The organism is Rhizobium sp. BK379, assembly GCF_014193955.1.
Classification (GTDB): domain Bacteria; phylum Pseudomonadota; class Alphaproteobacteria; order Rhizobiales; family Rhizobiaceae; genus Rhizobium.
The window spans coordinates 234,340-254,621 of the sequence record NZ_JACIAD010000002.1; the positions used below are offsets into that span (position 1 = coordinate 234,340).

A 20,282-nucleotide genomic window follows, 5' to 3' on the forward strand; every position below is an offset into this window, starting at 1 on the left:
TCATATGCATGCAGATGCATCTAATATCGCTTGTCTTGAGTTTCAAGATAGATGTATTTGCATTCATGTCTGAGAATATGCCGAAGCCGAACGAAGCCGTCGTCTCTGCCTGGACACGCCTCATGCGCGCCCGCGAGCGGCTGCTGGGCTTGATCGAAGCCGATTTGAAGACAGCCGGCATGCCACCGCTTGCCTGGTATGACGTGCTTTGGGAATTGGCGCGCTCGCAATCGGGCAGGCTGCGCCCCTATGAGCTCGAGGAGCGGACACTGCTGGCGCAGTACAATCTTTCCCGTTTGATCGATCGGCTGGAAAAGGAGGGCCTCGTCGGTCGCGAGGTCTTCGCACAAGATGGTCGCGGCCGCTGGGTTGTGATCACTGATGCCGGCCGGCAGCTTCGGGAGCGCATGTGGACCGTCTATGGCAAAGCAATCGAAACTCATATCGGCGGCAAGCTTTCAGAAGGCGAGGCGAGGACGATCGCCGGCCTGCTGGACCGCTTTCTCTGATCAGGCGATCAGCGGTGCGGCGGCGGCCTTCAGTGCCTTCAACGCCTCTTTCGGATCGAGCCGCACCTGCAGCCCGCGTTGCCCGCCATTGATATAGACGAGCGGTTCGGCAAGAGCGGTTTCCTCGATCGCCGTCGATACGATCTTCTTCTGCCCGAACGGGCTGATGCCGCCGACATGGTATCCCGTTAGCCGCTCCGCATCGGCCGGTTTCATCATGTTGGCCGATTTGCCATGAAAGGCGCTCGCGAGCTTCTTCATGCTGACCTCGCGGTCGGAAGGCACGACCACGCAGACCGGCTTCCCGTCCACCTCCGCCATCAGCGTCTTCAACACGCGATGCGGCTCCTCGCCGAGCGCTTCGGCTGCCTGCATCCCCACGCGCTCGGCGTTCGGATCATAGTCATAGGTGTGAACCGTGAAGGCGACGCCGGCTTGTGTGAGGACCTGAGTGGCGCGAGTGGTCTTGGACATGGCTCAGCCCTTGAACGCCTGCGCGTAGATATCCGGCTTGAAGCCGATCAGCAGCTTGCCGCCAGTTTCCAGTACTGGCCGCTTGATCATCGACGGCTGGTCGAGCATCAGCGCGATGGCTTTATCGCGGTCGAGATTTTCGCGCGCGGCGTCAGGCAGGTTGCGGAATGTCGTACCGGCGCGGTTCAGCACCGTCTCCCAGCCCGCCTCATCGATCCAGCGTTCCAGATGCGCTTGGTCGATGCCGACGGCTTTGTAGTCGTGAAAGTCGTAGGCGACCTTATGATCGTCCAGCCAGTTGCGGGCCTTCTTCATCGTGTCGCAGTTCTTGATACCGTAGATGGTGACGGCCATGCCGGTTCGATCTCCCTGTTTTTGGAGGGAGATACCACGCTGTATCAGCGCTGCAAACGCCGTCGGCCCTTTATCCCTCAAGCTCTTCGATAAGGGCAGGCAGGTCCGCCACCGTTTCGATAACGTAGTCGGCACCGGCAGCAATCAGCTTCTCGCCGATCCGCTTGTGCAACACGGCTCGCGCCTCTGGCGAAAGCGCATCCAGCTCTTCAGATGTCAGCCCCGCCTCGTTGCCCGAGAGCGTCACGCCAACGGTGACGCAGCCTGCGGCAGCACCCTCGGCAATGCCGGGTTCGGTATCATCGACCTTCAGCACGGCAGAGGCCGGATAGACCATCAGGTCGAGGAAGCATTTATACATGCCGATCGGCGTCGGCCGGCCAAGCGGCAGATCATCGGCACAGATCAGATTGTCGGGCGCATAACCTTGTTCGGCGGCAAGCGGCAGCACGCGCTCCATGATCGAGCGTGTATAGCCTGTGGTCGAGCCGATCTTCATCTGCCGCTCGCGCAGATATTCGATCGTCTTGATCGCGCCAGGCACCAGCGCGCAATAATCGGTCACGACAGCTTCATTCAGCGGCACGAAGAGTTCGTAAACACGGTCGATGGCCGCCTCGTCCGGAAGCGTGCCTTGGGCCGCCTGCCAGCGGGCGGCGATATGCGGCTCGGCCAGCATCGCGGCGATATGCGCGCGCTTCGGGAGCCCCATCGGCTTGCGCGCGTCGGCGATCGTCACCTCGACGCCGAACTTGCCGAAGGTTTCCACGAAGGCGCCCATCGGTGCGAAGGATCCGAAATCGATAACCGTGCCGGCCCAGTCGAAGACCACTGCCTTGAATTGTGTCATGCTGCGCTCCCGTAGAGATCGTCGATGGTTTCTTCGCCGATGCCGAAGGCGGTCGAAGCACCGCAGCCTGCCGTAACCACGACAATGCGCAGCGCATCGGAAGGCCTGTCGGTAAGCCGCCAGCGGTCTGGAGCGGAGGCATAGGTGCCGATCCAGCGCTCGGTAATGAAGCGACCCGGCAGGTTGAGCACGGCATCCATTTCGTCGAGGGTCAGCCGGTCGACCCGCTCCAGTCCAAAGGGATCGGGCGTTTCGGAGTAATGATGGCTGTCGCCGACGATTAGCGATCCGTCTTCCGACTGCGTGACGATCAGGTGGATGCCGTTTTCCCGCTCTGGCTTGAATTCGCGGTCAAGCCGCGCCTTCAGGGCCGTCGCTTCAGGCAATTCGGCATAGCCGAGATAACGTCCGAGGCCAAGATCGGACATGACCGCAGTGCTGAGCGAAACCCGCTGGGCCGGCACGACACGCATCATCTGCAGCTTGCAGCGTGTGACGTTATAGGCAGCAATGCGGTCCGCAAACAGGCTCTTGAAATCGTCGCCTGGGCAAACAACCACGGTCTCCGCCTCGATCAGACCGGTTGACGTCTCTATCCGCGGCGGTTCGACGGCATTCACTGCTGTGGAGCGGCGGAACTCGATGCCATATTTAACTTCGAGATAGCGGGCGAGCAGCGGAATGGCTGTGCGGGATTCGACACGAAGTTCATGCGGGCTATAGAGTGTGAAGCGCCCCGCTTCCGGTCGCAGCGCCGGCACAAGCCGGCGTCCTTCGTCGAGCGTCAGCCTTTCGCAGCCTTCGCCCATCTCAGTGCGCAGGAAGGCATCGATGACGGCTTCGGATTCGTCGAGCCTAGCAGCAAGGAGCAGCCCGCGCTGCAGCACGTCGATGCCGGCGTCATCGACGATCTCGGCCCAGATATCGCGGGCCTGGCGTGCCTTGTTCCAGCAGTCGCCTGCCTGCTGGCCGGTCACCGTCACAAAGCCGAAATTGCGCACCGAGGCGCCATTTGCCTGGGCGTCGCGGTCAACAACGACGACCCGTTTGCCGCGCTTTGCCGCCGCCAGCGCATGCGCCAGCCCGACAATTCCCGCGCCGACGATCGCAATGTCGTAATGCGGCATGAAAGCTCCTTCGCAACATGTCTGCAACGGCTTGGCGGATTTTCTTGAAGCCTGTGTGACAGTTGCGCGAGCTTTACATTCGCGTGTTGAAAAGAACGCCGGTCAGTCTTCCAGTGTACCGGCCTTTCGCGTCGCCCTGCTTGGCTTGTCGGCGGCGATCTTCATCAGGTCGCCGCGCCGGCGCACAAGGCGATCAGATGTCCGTGTGAGAAACAGCCCATCCTGTGGCGCCCGGATATCGATATCCCCTTCGGCAAAGCCGGGCCGGGTGACGATCGTCGCCAGAAGCTCTCCTTCCGAGACATGCTCGCCGACGTTGCGGTGGAAGAGCACGGTACCACCCTGCGGCGCACGCAGGATCTCGACATTGTCTAGCGGCACGGCTGGTCCGGAGAAGGTCTTGTCTCCGGCAATTTTGCCGCTGACCACACCGCGCCCGATCAGGAAGCGCAGCAGCCCCTCGGCGTCTTTCTCGGCCATATCGGGATAGACGTCACGGCGGCCGCGCAGTTCCGCAGTCACCGAAAGTTTGCCGGGAAGCTTGGCCTTACGCTCGCCCGGCACCTCATACTTCCACGCAAAACCGACCGCCTCTTCGAAGGCGGAACTCTCGCCATCTGAAAGCAGCACCGCTTCCATGTGGAGCGCATCGGCAAGGTCAGCAGCCTCCGGCCAGAAGGCTTCGTCGATGTAGGCATATTGCAGCGATTCATCATCGCAATGCAGGTCGAGCACCAGATCGGCCCCGAGCGCCATATATATCAGCTCTCGTTTCAATCGATCTATAGCCGGGTAATTATCGGATCCGTCAAGCAGCTCTGCCCGATCACGGATCGAGATCAGCGGAAAATCACGATTGAAATTGGTTCGTGATCCCAGATCGAAGCGACCCTGCAATTCACCAAAATGCGATTGTGCCGCTCCAACGGGGTTTGCCTGCGGCACGAGCGTAATGTCGCCCGCGATCCGCCCCTCGCTTTCAGCCTGGCGCAGCTTGCCGCAGAGAAAATGCACGAGCGCCGTGCCCGGCAGTTCGTTGGCGTGCAAGGCAGCCTGGATATAGACCTTGGGTGCTGCAGGATCCTTTCCATTGAAGCGCATGACTGGCAAGCGCCATTCGATACCTGGTGTATCGCCGGGGAGGATGATCTCTGAAACGTCCACTGTCTTGCTCCGCATGTGCATATTGAGTGGGGAGTTTTACAAGAATCCCCACCCGCGGTGCAAGCGCAGCTCAGCCGATCAGGGGCCATCGGTTGACGACGCGATGCTCGCTCTTCCCGTAGATGCTATGGATCAGCAGGAATTCCTGTACCATCCAGCGCACGGGTCGGTCGAGCTTTTCGGGCAGAACGGTCTTGCGATCATAGAGCATCGTCATGTGCGGCGTCAGATGTCCGCCGACATTATAGGGTAGTCCGGCCTCGTAGAGACCTTCCTGGATTTGGTTGCGAAGATCCAGCAGGCCTTCGTTTTCTTGCCTGCCGCAGATGACGAAGGCTTGCGGTTGGCCCGGATGCGTGAAGCTCATGGCTTCGTCGAGAACAATTTCGAACGGTTGGACGCGCACTGTCGCGGCGACTTGTTCAGCGCTGAACACGATATCATCCGGCAGCCGACGGTAGGCGCCGATGCCGTTCAGCGTGACATGAAGCAGTGCGTTGGGCCGCGAGGGCACGGTCAGAGAATGTCTATTGCGATACACTTGCGCGATATCCAGCGCCTCGGATGCCGCTTCGATAGTTGGACGAAGTGCGAAGAAAATCCTGTCGTGAAATTTCCCGACGAGATTGGATTTCTTCCGGGGGCCAGCGCTATTCGGATCGAGTGGAAAGAGGCATTTGAACTACGGACTACATCGCCCGCCTCCTTGTTTTTACGAGGAGGAGCATACTGGGATTGGCGTTCCGGTCAAGAACAAAACATGAACATACGTTACTGCGAGGATACTCAAAACAGAAACGGCCACCTTTGCGGCAGCCGTCTGCTGGGATCAATCAAGCCTTGAGGCATGGATTAGGCAGCGTTCTTGACGACCTCGGCCATCTTCCTGGCGGACTTTGCGCGGGCTGCCTTCGGCGGTGCGAGACGAAGGACATCGTCTGCCAGCATACGGGCATTGTCTTGCGCCTTATCGAGATTGCTGACGCGGGCAGGATCCATCGTATAGAGGCTGCCACCGGAAACGAACATGTCGCGATAGGCGGCACGCTCGATCAGTGCCGTGTCGACGATATTGACCTGCTGCTTTGCGAGTAGGCCCTTGACCGCGAGCAGCGCGCGAGTGGTGATGATCGAGCTGATGCGCGTCAGCACGACCGAATGCGGGATGCGGATATCATGCTGGGCAGCAAGCTGCTTCATGATCTCAAGCACCTGCGCACCGCCGACGGCATCCATTGCGCATCCCTGGACCGGAACCAGCACATGGTCGGAAAAGCCGATGGCTTTCGCCATAGCCGGGCTCAGACCGGCCGGCAGATCGACGATGATGTAGCCGCCACGCTTTTTCAGGTCCTTGACCTGCTGTTCGATCGTATTTTCGGTGACACCGGGGACGACAGCGAATTCCGCTGCGTCACCAGTCAGGCGATGCCAGCGTGTGGCCCATTGCTGGGGATCGGCATCCAGAACGGAAACGCGATGGCCACGGCGAGCCAGTTCTGTGGCGAGAACGAGAGCGACCGTCGTTTTGCCGGCGCCTCCTTTCGTATTCGCAAAAGTAAGTATTGGCATCGATACCTCGGGTTGATGAGTTGGCGGCATCATCCCTGGGAGAGGTGCGTCTCGGATTTTATGAACAGCAGCTTTCACAGTGATGAGACGAAAAGGTCAAACAGCAACCTTGCGTGGCGCTGTCTCATCATGCTGTCCGAGGTTGATTTTTTTTGGGGTAATCAATGAGGGTGGGGCCTCAGGATAGCCACGCCTGAGATGGTCAGCACGCAGCCCTATAAAACCGGCAGCGGTTTTTCATAAGTAGAATTGAGTACTCTAGCTCTGGCAGGATCTAGATGCTGAAACACCCGCTGTTCAGCTGTTTTGCCTATCATTCACGCTCCTCTGGAGCAGAGGCAAAACGGGAACCCGTGTCGGGTTCCCGGGATCTTCATTCCCACTCGATCGTGCCAGGCGGCTTGCTGGTCACGTCGTAGACGACACGGTTGATGCCGCGGACTTCGTTGATGATGCGGGTGGCTGCGCGGCCGAGGAATTCCATGTCGTAGTGGTAGAAATCCGCCGTCATGCCGTCGACCGAGGTGACGGCGCGCAGCGCGCAGACGAATTCATAGGTGCGGCCGTCGCCCATGACCCCAACAGTCTGGACGGGCAGCAGCACGGCGAAAGCCTGCCAGATCGCGTCATAGAGGCCGGCCTTGCGGATCTCGTCGAGATAGATCGCATCGGCTTCCCGCAGGATGTCGAGCTTTTCGCGGGTAATGCCGCCGGGGCAGCGGATAGCGAGGCCCGGACCGGGGAAGGGGTGTCGCCCGATAAAGCTGTCGGGCAGGCCGAGTTCCTTGCCGAGGGCGCGAACCTCATCCTTGAAGAGTTCGCGCAGCGGCTCGACGAGCTGCATCTTCATGCGCTCCGGCAGGCCGCCGACATTGTGGTGCGACTTGATGGTGACCGACGGGCCGCCGGTGAAGGAGACGGACTCGATTACATCGGGATAGAGCGTGCCCTGGCCGAGGAAATCGGCGCCGCCGAGCTTCTTGGCCTCGTCCTCGAAGGTCTCGATGAACAGGCGGCCGATGATCTTGCGCTTGGTTTCCGGGTCGGAAACGCCTTCCAGCTCGCCGATGAAGCGATCGGAAGCGTCGACATGGATCAGGTGCAGATTGTAGTGCTCGCGGAACATGGCGACGACGCCAGCCGCCTCGTCCTTGCGCATCAGGCCGTGGTCGACGAGGATGCAGGTCAGCTGATCACCAACGGCCTCGTGGATCAGCAGCGCTGCGACGGAGGAGTCGACACCACCGGAAAGCGCACAGATGACGCGCTTGTCACCCACCTGCTTGCGAATGTCCTCGACCGCCTTCTGGCGATAGGCCGACATGGTCCAGTCGCCCTTGATGCCGGCGATGTTATGGATGAAATTCGCAATCAGCTTGGCGCCGTCGGGCGTATGCACGACCTCAGGATGGAACTGCACGCCGTAATATTTGCGCTTTTCGTCGGCGATGAAAGCATAGGGCGCGTTGGACGACGTCGCGACGACTTCAAAGCCCTCGGGCAGCTTGGTGACGCGGTCGCCATGGCTCATCCAGACCTGGTGGCGCGAGCCCTTGGACCAGAGGCCCTCGAAAAGCACGCAGTCCTCATCGACTTCGAGGAAGGCACGGCCGAATTCGCGGTGATGGCCGCTTTCCACCAAACCACCGAGCTGCATGCACATCGTCTGCTGTCCGTAGCAGATGCCGAACACCGGAAGACCACTGTCAAATATGATCTGCGGCGCCCTCGGCGATCCCTCATCGACCGTCGAGGCCGGGCTGCCGGACAGAATGACGGCTTTCGGCTGGAGGCGCTTGAAGCCTTCCTCCGCGGACTGGAAAGGAACGATCTCGCAATAGACGCCGGCTTCACGCACGCGACGTGCGATGAGCTGGGTCACCTGGCTGCCGAAATCGACGATGAGAACGCTGTCGGGATGTGCTGTCTGGGTCATGGCGAGCCTTTAATGAAAAGCGCCTCTTCTTGCAATGCGGGAATTCGGCCGTGTCAGGGTTTTATTGTCCCGATTGTCCCTGTTTTCAGCGCTTGAAGCGTGTCGCGATCTTTCATATTCGCTGCCGCTCCTCAAGCTTTTGTCTTCGCATGTTGTTATCGCAAAGCCGCTGCACACTATTGCGCGACACGCTCTAGAACCAGAAAACGCCGTCCTCCAGGGCAGTGAAAAGGCTGTCCACGGCATAGGAAAGCTTGCGGTCGACGATATGCAGATATTCCGTCCAGCCGGAAATATGCTGCAGCTCGACCGCGCCGTCGGAAATACCGCGAAGGCCGATCAGCGGCAGCTTGTAGCCCTGGCAGGCGCGCAGCACCGCATAGGTCTCCATGTCGACCATGTCGGCAGCTATATTGGCATAGGCGGCACCGGAAACAACGTTGCCACCGGTCGAAAGCGTGGCTTCGGGAATGCCGGGAATGCGCAGCGGCAGGTCGAGGTCCGCAGGCAGGTCGAGGAAGGGGGTCTTGCCCTTTTCGAAGCCGAGCGGCGAGGCATCCATGTCGCGATAGGAAACGGAGGTCACCTGATAGACTTCGGTCTGCTGCAGGCGCGCCGAACCGGCCGAGCCGAGCGAAACCACCAGATCAGGCAGATCGTCCGAAGCATCGAGACGGGAGAGTGACTTGGTGATCGCGATTGCTGCCTCGACCGGCCCGACGCCAGTCATCAGCGGTTCGATGCGCGAGCGCAGGAACGGGCCATATTCGGCCTCCGCGGCCATGACAAACAGGATGGACTTGCCTGCAACCGACTTCAGTTCGAATTTCATCCCGTAATTCCCTCTCTTCCGCGAATGACCATCATCGTCCCGGTCATGGACGCGATGAGCTTGGCCGGCCCATCGCTGATCGCATAACCTCGCCCGTCGGCGACGATGATGTTGGAGCCGGGCTTGGTGATCTCGCCCCTGAAGAGGAAGCGTTCGCCGCGCCCCGGCGACATGAGGTTGACCTTGAACTCGATCGTGAGGATCGAGGCTTCGGCATCGATGACGCTGTAAGCTGCAAAACCGCAGGCCGAATCGAGCGCTGCGGAAATGACGCCTGCGTGCAAAATGCCGTGCTGCTGTGTCAGTTTGACGTCGAAAGGAAGCTCGATTTCCACCATGCCGTGCTCGATACGCGTCAACTCCGCGCCGATGGTGTGCATGGCGGCCTGTCGTGCAAAACTCTGGCGGATCCGCTCCCGGAAATCGCCTCTGTCGGTATCGTTCATCGCAGCCCTCTCGCGACCGCGAAAGTGGCATGGCCCGCCGGATTCGACAAGGTTGCAATCCGGCTCACGGCGTTTTTGTCTTCCGCTGCCACTCCAAATGCGTCCATCTCGAACAATCTATTCGAGATGGGTCGTTCCCGTCCTGTCGCCGCGCCGATGTTTCGCCAACGGCTTGCAGCACTTCATTCGCCACTGCCACATCAGACTTGATCACAGCGTGATACGGCGTCGCTCTGGGCAACAGCGGCGGCCATCGCAAGCCGCCTTTGCGATGTCTGGATTTTGGTCTCGTCGCGCCCGCCTTAGATTGCCTCAAAACCGCTTCTGAATAAGGCGCCCCAGGTTTATGATTATGCAAACCTGAGGGCGAGCCGATGAAGACATTTTCTCAATCTATGAGTGATTACGAGGCGTGGCTGGCACACGAGCTGCAGGGCGAGCTCGTACAGGAGGGTATCGACGAGAAACACAGGAAGATGCGCGAAGAGGCATTCTCCTTCCTGCGCGCTACCTACTGGCGCTGGGCGGAAATTATCTACGCCGTGAGGCCGGAGCTTGCCGGCATGCCGCAAGTGTTGTCGATCGGCGATACGCACCTCGAGAATTTCGGGACCTGGCGTGATATCGAGGGGCGGCTGGTCTGGGGCGCCAATGATTTCGACGACGCGGCGATCATGCCCTATGGTCTGGATCTTGTCCGGCTGGTCGCAAGTGCCATTCTGGCTCAGCCGGATGCCGGGATTTCCGGCAGGGCGATCGCCGAGCTCATTCTCGCTGGATATGTGCGCGGACTTGAACATGCGAGCCCGATCGTGCTGGAGCGCGATCATCCCTGGCTGCGCGACAAGCTGCTGCTTTCGGAGGATGAGCGGAAGGAATTCTGGAAGAAATGGGACAAGCACAAGCCCGGCGAAAAGCCAGCCCCCGGCCGTTTTGTTGATGCACTGAGGAATGCTTTGCCGAGGGGCGCAGGAAGTTCTACGCCCTTACCCGTGAAGAAGAAGGGAACGGGCAGCCTCGGGCGGCCACGTTTCGTCGCCTATGTGAAGGAATGGCGTGGTGGGCCTGTGCTGCGTGAAGCCAAGGCGCTCGTGCCCTCGGCATGGTCGCTGGCAAGATCGGGAGATCACGTCATCAGAACAGGCGTCATCGCCGCCGGGCGCATGCGCAGCCCAGATCCTCATTTCGCTGTGTCGGGCCGAATTCTTGTCCGCCGGCTTTCGCCGAACAGCCGCAAGATCGAGATCGAGAGCGATGCGAAGACGCTCTTGGATGGCGCCATGCTGGAACTGATGGGATTCGAGATCGCCAACTGCCATTCGGATGACGCGGCAAGTGCTGCGGCTATTCGCAATGACCTGCATTCCCGCGGTGAGGACTGGCTGTATGAGGCGGCGCGGGCAGCCGCCGAAGTCACTGAAAAGGAATGGAAAGACTACCGCATGAGTGCCGGCTGAGTGATCCGCACGATATGCTGATCCCAGGCGACATCGCTATGAGCCGACAGGAAATCGCCATCATAGGAGGAAACGGCAAAACCGCCGGGAGCAGGCGCGATTCCCGCGGCATCGCGAACGCTGTCCTCGCGCAACACATTGCCGGTTTTCGCATCGATGGTGACAGATGCGCCGCCGACCGGCGAGGTGACGCCGACCAGACCTTCCTTTCGATTGACTGCGATCGCCCCGACATAATTGGCAAGCCGCCGGGTCGTTTCCTCTGGCAAATCAATGAAAACAAGATCCTCACCCTTGGCGAAATGTCCAACGAGTGGCGGCAGGTCCTTCCTATGACCCTCATACTGGCAGGCGAACCAGATGCGACCGTTGGCCTCGAGATCGACATGGCGTGTCGAGACCGACGACCATTGCGGCGGTAGCGTATGCTTTTCGATCAGCGTGCCGGTCGCCGCATCGATGAGCGCCAGCGACGGCTGCATGTTGCCGAGATTGAGCTTGGTGCGGCCGAAATCCGGGTGGGTCTCGATACCGCCATTGGCGACAACAAGCATGCGGCCGTCATCCGAAACCGTCATGTCATGCGGGCCGACGCCATAGGTTTCGTATTCGCCGATACGGGCGAAACGGTTCGTCGCATCGTAGAGGCCGATCATGCCCCTGTTGTTGTCGAAGTCGTTCTCGCTGGCATAGAGCAACCGCCCATCCGGCGAAAACGCACCGTGGCCGTAGAAATGGCGGCCCTCCGGTGAGGTGATGACGATCGGTTCGTCCCTGTTCCGGGGGGCGAAGATCATCGCGAAGGTACCCGGCCTGCGGGCGAAGGCGACGGTGTGGCCGGTGGCAACGCTATGGGCCAAGCCATGGGCGCGGGCGGGCAGCGCCACCTGATCGACAATCTCCCCGCGTTCGGTGACCGTCGCGACCGCAAAGGAGCCGTTGGCAGCGCGGATACCGGATGCGTAGACAGCATCGGCGCGCGTGAGAGCCAGCAGCGCTTCAGGTTTCAGCGCAGCCAGAAAGCTGATACCGGCGGCCTGGACGAAGCCACGGCGGTCGATGGCGGCGCTGCGCCACATCGGTCAGTCTCCGTCCGAGAAGGAGAAGCCGGCCGAAAGACCGATTGCCGCTCCATACTGATCGCTGATCGTGGTGATGAGATCGCGGCTTTCGCTAAGCAGCGTATCGAGCTTGCCCCTCTCCGCATCGCTGACCGCGACTTCGATATCCGGGTTCAGCTTCGAGACGTTGTCGATGATCGTCTTCAACTTGGTGTCGATTGAATCGGCAACCGCCTTCTTTTCGGGCGGCAGCAGGTCGGCCATGCCGGCCTTCTGCCAGAGGGTACGAATGCCCTCAAGATTGGCGGCCATCGATTTCCAGGTATTCTTGGAACGCCAATAGATCGCCATGCGCGGACGGGCGGGCGTATCCTTGCCCTTGTAGAATTGCTCCAGTCGCTGGTCGCGGACATTCTCCGCGCCGTGGACGAGGATGCCGAGGAGGGCGGTCACGGCCTCCTTGTTATCCATGAAATCGTCGCTCTGCGGGCCAGGATGTTTCCAGCCCGCCTGCACACCGTCAGGCTTTTCCCAGGCGGCGACCACTTCGCCGGCTTCACGCTGGATATTGCCGGCAACCGCCTGGCCATACAGGCAGCGGAAACCGCCCTTCTGCTTGATCAGGTCCTCGGACCCGTTGCCGTAGAGCACGTATTCGAGTGCGGTCAGACCCTGCAGAGCAACACTCTTGCCGGCGATGGCGTCGACTGTCGCGTCCTTCGGATCGGCCTTGGCGATCAGCGCCTGCACCTGCTTCAGGCCGACACCCTTGCGGTCGGGATAGAAGAGGATGTGCTCGAAGAGATTGTCCTGGATGACAGGGCCGGTCTGGACGATCTCGATCGTCGACCAGTAGCGGATCGTATCGTCGAATGCCGATTTGGCGCGGTCGAGCGTCTGCTGTGTACCGGAGGCGCAGAGATCGTTCATGGCGGTCGTCAGGCGCGCGGACGATTGCTGCATGTTACGATAGCCTGGGCGGATGACCTCATCGACGGCGCGCTGCATGACCGACGGCACGGCATCCTCGTTCAGTCCCGCAGCGGGCGTCGCCGCGCTCTGGGCGGCAGCCGATGTGGCAAGGCCGGTCACGGCGAGGCAGAGGAGGGTGTGCCAGGGGCGCATTAAAGTGACTCCAGGAATGTAATCAGGGCCTCTCTATCGCCTTTTGATAGAGAGGAGAATGCGCTACGGGCTTTTTCCGCTTCGCCGCCATGCCAGAGGATTGCTTCGGTGAGATTTCTGGCGCGGCCGTCATGCAGGAAGAAGCTGTGTCCGCTGACAGTCCGGGTCAGTCCTATACCCCATAGCGGTGGCGTGCGCCATTCCCGTCCGCTTGCAAGTCCTACCTGCTGCCCATCGGCAAGACCGTCGCCCATGTCGTGCAGCAGAAAATCGGAATAGGGCCAGATGAGCTGGAAGGATTGCGCCTTTTCGGCGGTATCGCGGCGCGTGACGAACTTCGGCACGTGGCAGGAAATGCAGCCCGATTCATAGAACAGCTGCTTGCCGCGCAAGGTTTCCGCGAAACTTGCTTTGCGCCGGGCAGGCACGGCGAGGTTTTCGGAATAGAAGGTCACCAGGTCGAGCACCGGGCCAGGAGCTTCCTGCTCGCCGAGGCGTTTCTGCACGCCATCAGGCATGGCGAGGCACTTTGTCTCAGCGCCGGTGCAGTCGCCGTAGGCATTTGGCGCGTCCGGCGTCGAAATGCCGATATCGGTGGAAAAGGCGTCAGCGCTCTGGTCGCGTATATTGGCATTCTGCGCCTTCCAGCCGAAGCGCCCCAGTGCAATATTGCCGCTGCGGTGGTCGCGTACGATCGCCGCCTTGCCGGAGATACCATCATGATCGAGATCATCAGGATCGGCATGGGCAAGAATATCCGCCTCGGGGATCGCCTGGATCAGGCCGAGGCCGATCATCGCCGGGGCGACCCGCGCTGAGATCGTTGTTGCCGGATCGAGCGGGCCGTAGGCGAGGTCCTTGGCGGAATAGGCGGGTTTGCGCAGGCTAACCGTCTCCCCGCCCGCAAGCGTGACAGTCTCCTCGGTATAGGTGACAGCAACCTTGCCTTCGGCGGCAAGCCCCGGAACCGCGAGGTCCTGAAGCTGGTGCCCATAAACCGGATCGGGGAAGTTGACGACATCGGCGCCGGCGATTGCTTTTTCTTCCTCCGCTGTCTTCGCTGCACGGGCAATACGCAAGACCATCGAGGTAGCGCTTGGACCACCCTCCGGCGGTTTGCCGCGACCGTCATTGGCGTGGCAGCTCATACAGGAACGGGCGTTGAAGAGCGGGCCGAGTCCGTCGGAAGCTTGCGTCGAGGATGGCGCCGAAACCCAAAGCTTACGGAAGAGCGCATTGCCAAGTCGGAAATTCTGCTCTTCCTCGAAGGGGATATTGGCCGAGATATGCGAGAAACTGTCTTCGGTAACCGGATCGACGGAGGTCGCCGCACCCGCTTGCATGGCCTCGTAAGGCTCCGCCTTGCTGAAATCGCTGGTCGGCCTTGTGATATCGGCGACGCGCTTCAGGTCTGCATCGGAAAGATCGATCCGTCTGGTGGGAAGATCGAAAGCGCCGGCGATGGCGACGGGAAGCCCGGCAAGCAAGGCGCAGAAAGCTGCGCTGACAAGAAGGTGACGGGCGGGGTCATGCGACATTTCAAGGGTCCGGGCCGTTCCGCTATCGGAACGGCCCGCCTTTTTGCTTATTTGAAGACAGCGTTAGGATTATCCAGGCTGTCGGAACCTTCAAGCTCCACGGTGCCGAGGTCAAGTGCGGCAATAACACGCTGGACCGACTTCGTCTGGTCGATGAGACCGTCGATAGCAGCCTGGACGACGGCGTTGCCTTCCTTGTTGCCCTCGCCAATCATCTGGTCGTATTTCTCGACTGTCTCGCCGCGCTTGGCCATGGCGTGCATGGCATCCAGCGTCGTATTGAGCTTGCCGGTCATCTCGGCGTCCAGTGCCTTGTCCTTGGCGGCAACGAGGTCGTGCAGCGAAGGGCCGGTCATCTTTGTGCCGTCGACGCGGGTATATTCGCCCGTATAGGCGGCGGCGATGCCGATCGCGTCGTTCAGATGCGAGTTGTAAGTATTGTCGGAGAAGCAATCATGCTCTTCTTCCGGATCGTGCAGCAGCAGGCCGAGCTTCATGCGCTCGCCGGCCAGTTCACCGTAAGAGAGCGAACCCATGCCTGTCAGGATGGCGGCGAGACCGGCCTTCGGATCAGCTTCGACATGCTTGGTGGCTTCACCGTCGGGCGCCCAGTTGTCGGTCATTTCCTGCAGATCGGAAACGAGCAGCGTGGAGGCGGACTTCAGGTACTCGGCGCGGCGGTCGCAATTGCCATGTGTGCAATTCTTCAGGTCATAGTCGGTTGCTGGGCGCTCGCCGGCACCCGGTCCCGTTCCATGCAGATCCTGGCCCCAGAGCAGGAATTCGATGGCGTGATAGCCGGTCGCGACATTGGCCTCGATACCGCCGGCTTCGGCCAGCGTGCCCGAGAGGAATTCCGGCGTCAGCTTGGAGGCGTCGACATCCTTGCCATCGATCTTGATCGTCTTGTTGGCAATGACATTAGCGACATAGAGCGAGTTCTCGTCGCTTTCCGTACCGTAAGAAGGATCGACATAGTCGATCAGGCCTTCATCCAGCGGCCATGCGTTGACCTTGCCTTCCCAGTCATCGACAACAGGGTTGCCGAAGCGGTAGACTTCCGTCTGCTGATAGGGGACGCGCGCCTTGATCCAGGCATCCCGGGCAGCCTTCAACGTCGCATCGTTGGGCGTCTTCAGGAATATATCGATGGCCGCGTCGAGCGCCTTCGCAGTCGTCAGCGAGTCCTCGTACTTGGCATGGGCGACTTCGGCATAGTGTTTCACGACTTGAGCAGCATCGGGCGCCGCATAGGCGGGAAGGGCGAGCAGGGCGGCGGGGGCGATCGCCAGCGCGGCTGCGCGGAATGTGCGGTTGAGCTTCATAATCCTCTCCTGTGACGGATTTCCGTCTGAATCCGGCAATCGTCTCTTCGCGCAAAAGCAAACTGGTGTCAAACACTCTAGTTTGGAATGGTTTTAAGGATGGATGACTATATTTAACTGGTCGTTTGAAGACTATCTGACCGCAAATTCTAGGATCACCTGCACGACGGATCGGCCTTGCTACCTCTGGGTCTCGTGATCAACGCGGATCACGCAGAGTTTTCGATTTCCGCTGCAGAGCGCTTCTCAGCCGTCCCTTCTCAGGCGGCAGAAGAAGAAGCCATCCGTATCCGTCGACGCCGGCGTCAGCGTGATCGTCTTGCCATCGGAAGAGCGTGGGCGCGCGCTGTCCTTGCCGAACAGGCTGTCCCAGGCCGGCAGCGCGCTTTCAATTTTGAAATCGCCATTCTCGGCAGCAAAGCGCCGCACCTGCTCTTCGTTCTCCTGCGGCAGCACCGAACAGGTGACGTAGATGAGGTCGCCACCAGGGCGCACGAAGCTGCTTGCCTGCTTCAGGGCGTCCTGCTGCTGGGCGGTGCGCTCGTCGAGGTTCTTTGCCGTCAGCCGCCATTTCGTGTCCGGGCGGCGGCGCCATGTGCCGGTGCCGGTGCAGGGGGCATCGACCAGAACCTTGTCGCAGCGGTTGCGCAGGTTGGACAAGCCTTTGGCATCGTCATGGACCTGGACGTTGCGCGTGCCGGCGCGCTTCAGCCGCTCGATGATCGGCGCAAGCCGCTTGCGATCGGCGTCATAGGCGTGAACCTGACCCTTATTGTGCATGGCGGCCGCCATGGCGAGCGTCTTGCCGCCGCCGCCGGCGCAATAATCCAGCACCTGCTCGCCATCCCCAGGCAGGACGAGATCGGCGACGATCTGCGATCCCTCGTCCTGAACCTCGAACCAGCCCTTCTGGAACGAAAGCTCGGCCGTGACGTTAGGAAGACGTGAGGCGCCTTCGCCGGCGGGAATCCGGATGCCGTAGCGTGCGATCTTCGCCTCGTTCGCGCCGGCGCGTTCCAGCGCCTTGAAGGCCTTTTCACGGGTGGCCTTCAGGATATTGGCGCGCAGATCAAGGGTCGGGCGCCCGGCAAGTGCCTGCGCCTCGGAAAGCCACGCGCCGCCGAAAGCCTGTTCGAAGGAGGGCTGTACCCATTCCGGAATATCGCCCTGCACATGTGGGGAGGCATCGGAAAGAGAACGGCTGGCAAAGGCTGCGAGCGCTTCTGCGGAAAGCGGCGTCGGCGCGAACTTGTCGCCTGCAAGTTCCGCAGCCAGTGTTTCCGACGTAAAACCCCACTGGCGGAACATGACGGCGTGCGCAATGGCAACGGCACTGTCATCGTCCATCAGATAGGCATGGGACAATCGCATGCGCAGCGCGTCGTAGACAATGTTGCCGATCGCCGCCCGGTCGCCGGAGCCGGCAAAGCGGTGAGCGAGGCCCCAATCCTTCAGCGCATCGGCGACAGGCCTTTTACGGGCATCGATATCAGCCAGAACCGAGATCGCCCCTTCGAGGCGGCCGCCCAAACGCATTCAAACTTCTCCTGTTGCCTTGGCTGGTGAACGATCCGCGCAAGAAAGAACCCCCAGCGAAGCTGTTCGGCTGGGCGGATTGTTCACAAGTCTCAACCGCGTGGTACCCGCGATTGACGGCAAGAGCAAGCGCCGCATCCGGCGCAGGGATTGTGCGGAGGACTTTGCCTCAGCTGATGACTTCGTAGCAGACCTTCGCAGTGCCCGAGGAGACCATGCCGATATTCTGTGCGGCAGCGCGCGACAGATCGAGCACGCGACCGCGGATGAACGGACCACGGTCATTGATGCGAACGACGACGCTGCGGCCGTTATTGCGGTTGGTGACCTTCACCTTTGTGCCGAACGCCAGAGAGCGATGTGCGGCAGTGTAGACGGCCGGGTTCATGCGTTCCCCGGAAGCAGTTTTGGAGCGAAGTGCGTACCACGAAGCACCGCCACATCCGTTGGCAGCAAATCCTTCAGCCGGAAGGATGAAAGAGCACGCTGCAATGGCTGCGGTAGTGATTAGAGAACGGCAAATTTTCTTCAAAACGGATTGTCCCTCAACTATTGAACTTACGCCTTCACAGGCGGCGGGGCTTAAATCCGGGGAAAAGTGGCGAAAAAGTGCCGAACACGATCACGGAACATTACAGTCTGTAATATTTGTGATTCCGATAACATTGCGGTAGCAGGACACCGCTTTGGCAATTCTTGGAAAAAGCCTAATGAAATCAGTTAAAATCCGAACGATTTTTTCGCGTAAACGGTAAACATTTGATGGCCGTTGGAAATCACAAAAAATTTTTTCTCAGGGTGCCATATTTGTCGCCACATTTGCGCAAATTTAGAGGCCGTTAACCATAATACGGAGCGAAATTCAGTTCGCAAAAATCAGAAAGTAGGAAATTCCTACTCTTTATGATTATAACCCTATCACCCGAATGAGAGGGGTTCGTCAGCCGCGCCAACTGTCATTTTGCCATAACTGGGCGAGCGACATCGGATAGTTCGGGAAGGCAAACCGGAAGCCTGCAGCCTTTAGCTTGGCATTGGAAACGCGCTTGTTCTCTCCATAGAAGGAACGCGCCATCGGCGTCATCTCGGCGGTCTCGAAAGGCTGGTCCGGCGGCGGCGTGACGCCCATCAGGCTGGCGGCCTCGACTATGACATCCTGCGGCGGACCGGGTTGGTCGTCGGTGACATTATAGATCCCGCCGAGCGCATGTTCTGACAGAAACCGTGTGGAAGCGCCGATGTCCTCCACGCGGATACGATTGAACACCTGGTCCTTCTTGATGATGCGGCGCGCTGTGCCGCGGTCCAGATTGACGAAGGCGTTGCGTCCCGGTCCATAGATGCCGGAAAGTCGCAATATGGCGGCCGGCGTTTCGCGGGAACGGCCGAGCGCAAGCCAGGCATCCTCGGCGTCAAGACGTTCCTTGGAGCGGCCCGAGACCGGTATACACGGCGTTTCCTCGGTCACCCAGGAACCCTTGTGGTCACCATAGACGCCGACCGTGGAGAGATAGCCGATCCATTGCAGGTCAGGCAGAAGCACCGTGCTGTCCTTCCCAAGTAAAGCAAGCAGCGGGTCGGCATCGCGCGGAGCGATCGACTGAACGAGATGCGTAACGGTGGCCATCGCCGCACACAGGTCGTCGCTCAAGTCCTCTCCGTTGAAGATAAAGGCTTCGATCCCGATCTTGCGCAACTCTTCGGCTTTCTCTTCCGAACGGGTCGTACCGGAGACGCGAATGCCGCTGTCGCCGAACGCCTTGGCGATAGCCGTGCCAGAATAACCGCAGCCAAAGATCATCACATGCATCAGCTCACCCCTGCCAATCGCCATTCGTTGAGGACGTCATCGTCCGACTCATTTTCCTTTTGTGCGGCAAAGGCTTTGAATTCGCCAGCCTCCATGAGCCGCGACAGCGCCCAAACCGCCATGCCACGCACGACCGGCGAGGTGTCGGCGGCAAGCGCACGACATCGCTCGATCAGGCTCCGCTCGCCGGAATTGCCAGCGGCGATCAGCAAATTGCGAATGAAGCGGTCACGCCCGATGCGCTTGACCGGCGAACCGCTGAAGAACGTGCGGAAGCTTGGGTCGTCGAGCGACAAGAGGAAGGCGATCGAAGGCTCCTTCAGATCCTCCCTTGCCTTCAGCTTCATTTCCGACGCTTCGTTTGCGAACTTGTTCCAGGGGCACGCGGCAAGACAATCGTCGCAGCCATAGATGCGGTTGCCGATCAGGGGCCGGAATTCGGGATCGATCGGCCCCTTATGTTCGATCGTCAGATACGAGATGCAGCGGCGCGCGTCGATCTGGTAGGGGGCAGGAAAGGCAGCCGTCGGGCAGGCGTCGAGGCATGCACGGCAGGAGCCGCAATGGTCGGTCTCTGGCGCATCCATATTGAGATCGGCCGTCGTGAACATCGAACCGAGGAAAAGCCAGGAGCCATGTTCGCGGCTGACGAGATTGGTGTGTTTGCCCTGCCAGCCGAGACCGGCGGCTGCCGCGAGCGGCTTTTCCATGACGGGTGCAGTGTCGACGAAGACTTTTACATCCGCGCCTGCCCTGGCGGCGAAGCGGGTCGCAATCTCTTTCAGCCGGCCCTTGATGACATCGTGATAGTCGCGGTTTCGTGCATAAACGGAAATTGCCGCCTTTTCCGCCTTGCCAAGGATGCCACGCGGGTCTTCGTCAGGCCCATAATTCAGACCGAAGACGGCGACCGAGCGTACATCGCTCCAGAGCGTGCGCGGATCTCCGCGGCGCTCACGCGTTTCCGCTATCCATTCCATCGTCCCATGCCTGTTGGCATCGATGAACTGTCCAAGCCGTTCCTTGGCCTCCGGGATCGCGTCGGGACGGGTGATGCGGCAGAGATCGAAGCCAAGAGCAGCCGATTCCGCCTTCAGGAAGGCGGTCAAATTGTCGCGGCGCTTCTGCTCCCTGTTATCGTCGGTTTTCGCTTCGGGCATCAAAAG

At 60.2% G+C, this 20,282-nt stretch carries 20 protein-coding genes; 2 read left to right on the top strand and 18 right to left on the bottom strand.

The window, feature by feature from the left end:
* Positions 1-65 precede the first annotated feature (65 nt).
* Entirely contained in the window at positions 66-509 is a 444-nt protein-coding gene (locus tag FHT93_RS12145) for a MarR family transcriptional regulator (protein WP_183847766.1), read from the top strand.
* Here FHT93_RS12145 and ybaK read toward each other — a convergent pair whose 3' ends face one another.
* The 10 genes from ybaK to FHT93_RS12195 form a co-directional block, all read right to left on the bottom strand.
* On the bottom strand, positions 510-983 hold the full coding sequence (gene ybaK / locus FHT93_RS12150; protein ID WP_183847768.1) for a Cys-tRNA(Pro) deacylase: 474 nt from the start codon (positions 981-983) through the stop codon (positions 510-512).
* A 3-nt stretch (positions 984-986) separates the two neighbouring features.
* Positions 987-1,337 (bottom strand): ArsC family reductase, encoded by a 351-nt coding sequence (locus FHT93_RS12155; protein ID WP_183847770.1) that lies wholly within the window; start codon positions 1,335-1,337, stop codon positions 987-989.
* A gap of 70 nt (positions 1,338-1,407) precedes the next feature.
* Positions 1,408-2,187, bottom strand: a complete 780-nt coding sequence (gene phnX / locus FHT93_RS12160; protein WP_183847772.1) for a phosphonoacetaldehyde hydrolase — start codon at positions 2,185-2,187, stop codon at positions 1,408-1,410.
* Positions 2,184-3,314 (bottom strand): TIGR03364 family FAD-dependent oxidoreductase, encoded by a 1,131-nt coding sequence (locus FHT93_RS12165; RefSeq protein WP_183847774.1) that lies wholly within the window; start codon positions 3,312-3,314, stop codon positions 2,184-2,186. Before FHT93_RS12165 ends, phnX begins: the two co-directional genes overlap by 4 nt.
* A 102-nt stretch (positions 3,315-3,416) precedes the next feature.
* On the bottom strand, positions 3,417-4,478 hold the full coding sequence (locus FHT93_RS12170) for a succinylglutamate desuccinylase/aspartoacylase family protein (RefSeq protein WP_183847776.1): 1,062 nt from the start codon (positions 4,476-4,478) through the stop codon (positions 3,417-3,419).
* 70 nt (positions 4,479-4,548) lie between these two features.
* Positions 4,549-5,019: a 2'-5' RNA ligase family protein gene (locus FHT93_RS12175; RefSeq protein WP_162709968.1), complete on the bottom strand. Its 471-nt coding sequence runs from the start codon at positions 5,017-5,019 to the stop codon at positions 4,549-4,551.
* A gap of 311 nt (positions 5,020-5,330) precedes the next feature.
* A complete protein-coding gene (locus FHT93_RS12180; RefSeq protein WP_183847778.1) occupies positions 5,331-6,050 on the bottom strand; it encodes a ParA family protein in 720 nt (239 codons plus the stop codon).
* Positions 6,051-6,423: 373 nt separating this feature from the next.
* A complete protein-coding gene (gene guaA, locus FHT93_RS12185; protein WP_113013151.1) occupies positions 6,424-7,986 on the bottom strand; it encodes a glutamine-hydrolyzing GMP synthase in 1,563 nt (520 codons plus the stop codon).
* A 193-nt stretch (positions 7,987-8,179) separates the two neighbouring features.
* A complete protein-coding gene (locus tag FHT93_RS12190) occupies positions 8,180-8,818 on the bottom strand; it encodes a 5'-methylthioadenosine/S-adenosylhomocysteine nucleosidase (protein ID WP_007813385.1) in 639 nt (212 codons plus the stop codon).
* Positions 8,815-9,264 (bottom strand): PaaI family thioesterase, encoded by a 450-nt coding sequence (locus FHT93_RS12195; RefSeq protein WP_029869127.1) that lies wholly within the window; start codon positions 9,262-9,264, stop codon positions 8,815-8,817. Before FHT93_RS12195 ends, FHT93_RS12190 begins: the two co-directional genes overlap by 4 nt.
* A gap of 374 nt (positions 9,265-9,638) precedes the next feature.
* On the opposite strand from FHT93_RS12195, the gene FHT93_RS12200 reads away from it, so the two are divergent.
* Positions 9,639-10,721 carry a DUF2252 family protein gene (locus FHT93_RS12200; RefSeq protein WP_113114766.1) on the top strand — a complete coding sequence of 361 codons (1,083 nt, stop codon included), beginning with the start codon at positions 9,639-9,641 and terminating at the stop codon, positions 10,719-10,721.
* On the opposite strand, the gene FHT93_RS12205 is transcribed toward FHT93_RS12200, so the two are convergent.
* The 8 genes from FHT93_RS12205 to queG form a co-directional block, all read right to left on the bottom strand.
* The gene (locus FHT93_RS12205; protein WP_183847780.1) at positions 10,700-11,800 is read right to left on the bottom strand and encodes a DUF1513 domain-containing protein; all 1,101 of its coding nucleotides are present in this window, start codon (positions 11,798-11,800) and stop codon (positions 10,700-10,702) included. The genes FHT93_RS12200 and FHT93_RS12205 overlap by 22 nt on opposite strands.
* 3 nt (positions 11,801-11,803) lie before the next feature.
* Positions 11,804-12,907 (bottom strand): imelysin family protein, encoded by a 1,104-nt coding sequence (locus FHT93_RS12210; RefSeq protein ID WP_183847782.1) that lies wholly within the window; start codon positions 12,905-12,907, stop codon positions 11,804-11,806.
* Positions 12,907-14,445, bottom strand: a complete 1,539-nt coding sequence (locus tag FHT93_RS12215) for a di-heme oxidoredictase family protein (RefSeq protein WP_183847784.1) — start codon at positions 14,443-14,445, stop codon at positions 12,907-12,909. The genes FHT93_RS12210 and FHT93_RS12215 overlap by 1 nt, the downstream gene beginning before the upstream one ends.
* Before the next feature lie 47 nt (positions 14,446-14,492).
* Positions 14,493-15,770 carry an imelysin family protein gene (locus tag FHT93_RS12220; protein ID WP_183847787.1) on the bottom strand — a complete coding sequence of 426 codons (1,278 nt, stop codon included), beginning with the start codon at positions 15,768-15,770 and terminating at the stop codon, positions 14,493-14,495.
* A 246-nt stretch (positions 15,771-16,016) separates the two neighbouring features.
* Complete coding sequence (locus FHT93_RS12225) at positions 16,017-17,306, bottom strand: RsmB/NOP family class I SAM-dependent RNA methyltransferase (RefSeq protein WP_183847789.1); 1,290 nt, start codon at positions 17,304-17,306, stop codon at positions 16,017-16,019.
* Between the two features lie 169 nt (positions 17,307-17,475).
* A complete protein-coding gene (locus FHT93_RS12230; protein WP_029868853.1) occupies positions 17,476-17,838 on the bottom strand; it encodes a septal ring lytic transglycosylase RlpA family protein in 363 nt (120 codons plus the stop codon).
* Between the two features lie 408 nt (positions 17,839-18,246).
* Positions 18,247-19,116 (bottom strand): SDR family oxidoreductase, encoded by an 870-nt coding sequence (locus FHT93_RS12235; protein ID WP_183847791.1) that lies wholly within the window; start codon positions 19,114-19,116, stop codon positions 18,247-18,249.
* A complete protein-coding gene (gene queG / locus FHT93_RS12240; RefSeq protein WP_183847793.1) occupies positions 19,116-20,276 on the bottom strand; it encodes a tRNA epoxyqueuosine(34) reductase QueG in 1,161 nt (386 codons plus the stop codon). The genes FHT93_RS12235 and queG overlap by 1 nt, the downstream gene beginning before the upstream one ends.
* Positions 20,277-20,282 lie beyond the last annotated feature (6 nt).

What these genes read in the sequence shown, in the direction of transcription:
- FHT93_RS12145 (WP_183847766.1), top strand. Translation starts at nt 66, where the DNA reads ATGTCTGAGAATATGCCGAAGCCGAACGAAGCCGTCGTCTCTGCCTGG.
- ybaK (WP_183847768.1), bottom strand. Translation starts at nt 983, where the DNA reads ATGTCCAAGACCACTCGCGCCACTCAGGTCCTCACACAAGCCGGCGTC.
- FHT93_RS12155 (WP_183847770.1), bottom strand. Translation starts at nt 1,337, where the DNA reads ATGGCCGTCACCATCTACGGTATCAAGAACTGCGACACGATGAAGAAG.
- phnX (WP_183847772.1), bottom strand. Translation starts at nt 2,187, where the DNA reads ATGACACAATTCAAGGCAGTGGTCTTCGACTGGGCCGGCACGGTTATC.
- FHT93_RS12165 (WP_183847774.1), bottom strand. Translation starts at nt 3,314, where the DNA reads ATGCCGCATTACGACATTGCGATCGTCGGCGCGGGAATTGTCGGGCTG.
- FHT93_RS12180 (WP_183847778.1), bottom strand. Translation starts at nt 6,050, where the DNA reads ATGCCAATACTTACTTTTGCGAATACGAAAGGAGGCGCCGGCAAAACG.
- guaA (WP_113013151.1), bottom strand. Translation starts at nt 7,986, where the DNA reads ATGACCCAGACAGCACATCCCGACAGCGTTCTCATCGTCGATTTCGGC.
- FHT93_RS12190 (WP_007813385.1), bottom strand. Translation starts at nt 8,818, where the DNA reads ATGAAATTCGAACTGAAGTCGGTTGCAGGCAAGTCCATCCTGTTTGTC.
- FHT93_RS12195 (WP_029869127.1), bottom strand. Translation starts at nt 9,264, where the DNA reads ATGAACGATACCGACAGAGGCGATTTCCGGGAGCGGATCCGCCAGAGT.
- FHT93_RS12200 (WP_113114766.1), top strand. Translation starts at nt 9,639, where the DNA reads ATGAAGACATTTTCTCAATCTATGAGTGATTACGAGGCGTGGCTGGCA.
- FHT93_RS12205 (WP_183847780.1), bottom strand. Translation starts at nt 11,800, where the DNA reads ATGTGGCGCAGCGCCGCCATCGACCGCCGTGGCTTCGTCCAGGCCGCC.
- FHT93_RS12210 (WP_183847782.1), bottom strand. Translation starts at nt 12,907, where the DNA reads ATGCGCCCCTGGCACACCCTCCTCTGCCTCGCCGTGACCGGCCTTGCC.
- FHT93_RS12215 (WP_183847784.1), bottom strand. Translation starts at nt 14,445, where the DNA reads ATGTCGCATGACCCCGCCCGTCACCTTCTTGTCAGCGCAGCTTTCTGC.
- FHT93_RS12220 (WP_183847787.1), bottom strand. Translation starts at nt 15,770, where the DNA reads ATGAAGCTCAACCGCACATTCCGCGCAGCCGCGCTGGCGATCGCCCCC.
- FHT93_RS12225 (WP_183847789.1), bottom strand. Translation starts at nt 17,306, where the DNA reads ATGCGTTTGGGCGGCCGCCTCGAAGGGGCGATCTCGGTTCTGGCTGAT.
- FHT93_RS12235 (WP_183847791.1), bottom strand. Translation starts at nt 19,116, where the DNA reads ATGCATGTGATGATCTTTGGCTGCGGTTATTCTGGCACGGCTATCGCC.
- queG (WP_183847793.1), bottom strand. Translation starts at nt 20,276, where the DNA reads ATGCCCGAAGCGAAAACCGACGATAACAGGGAGCAGAAGCGCCGCGAC.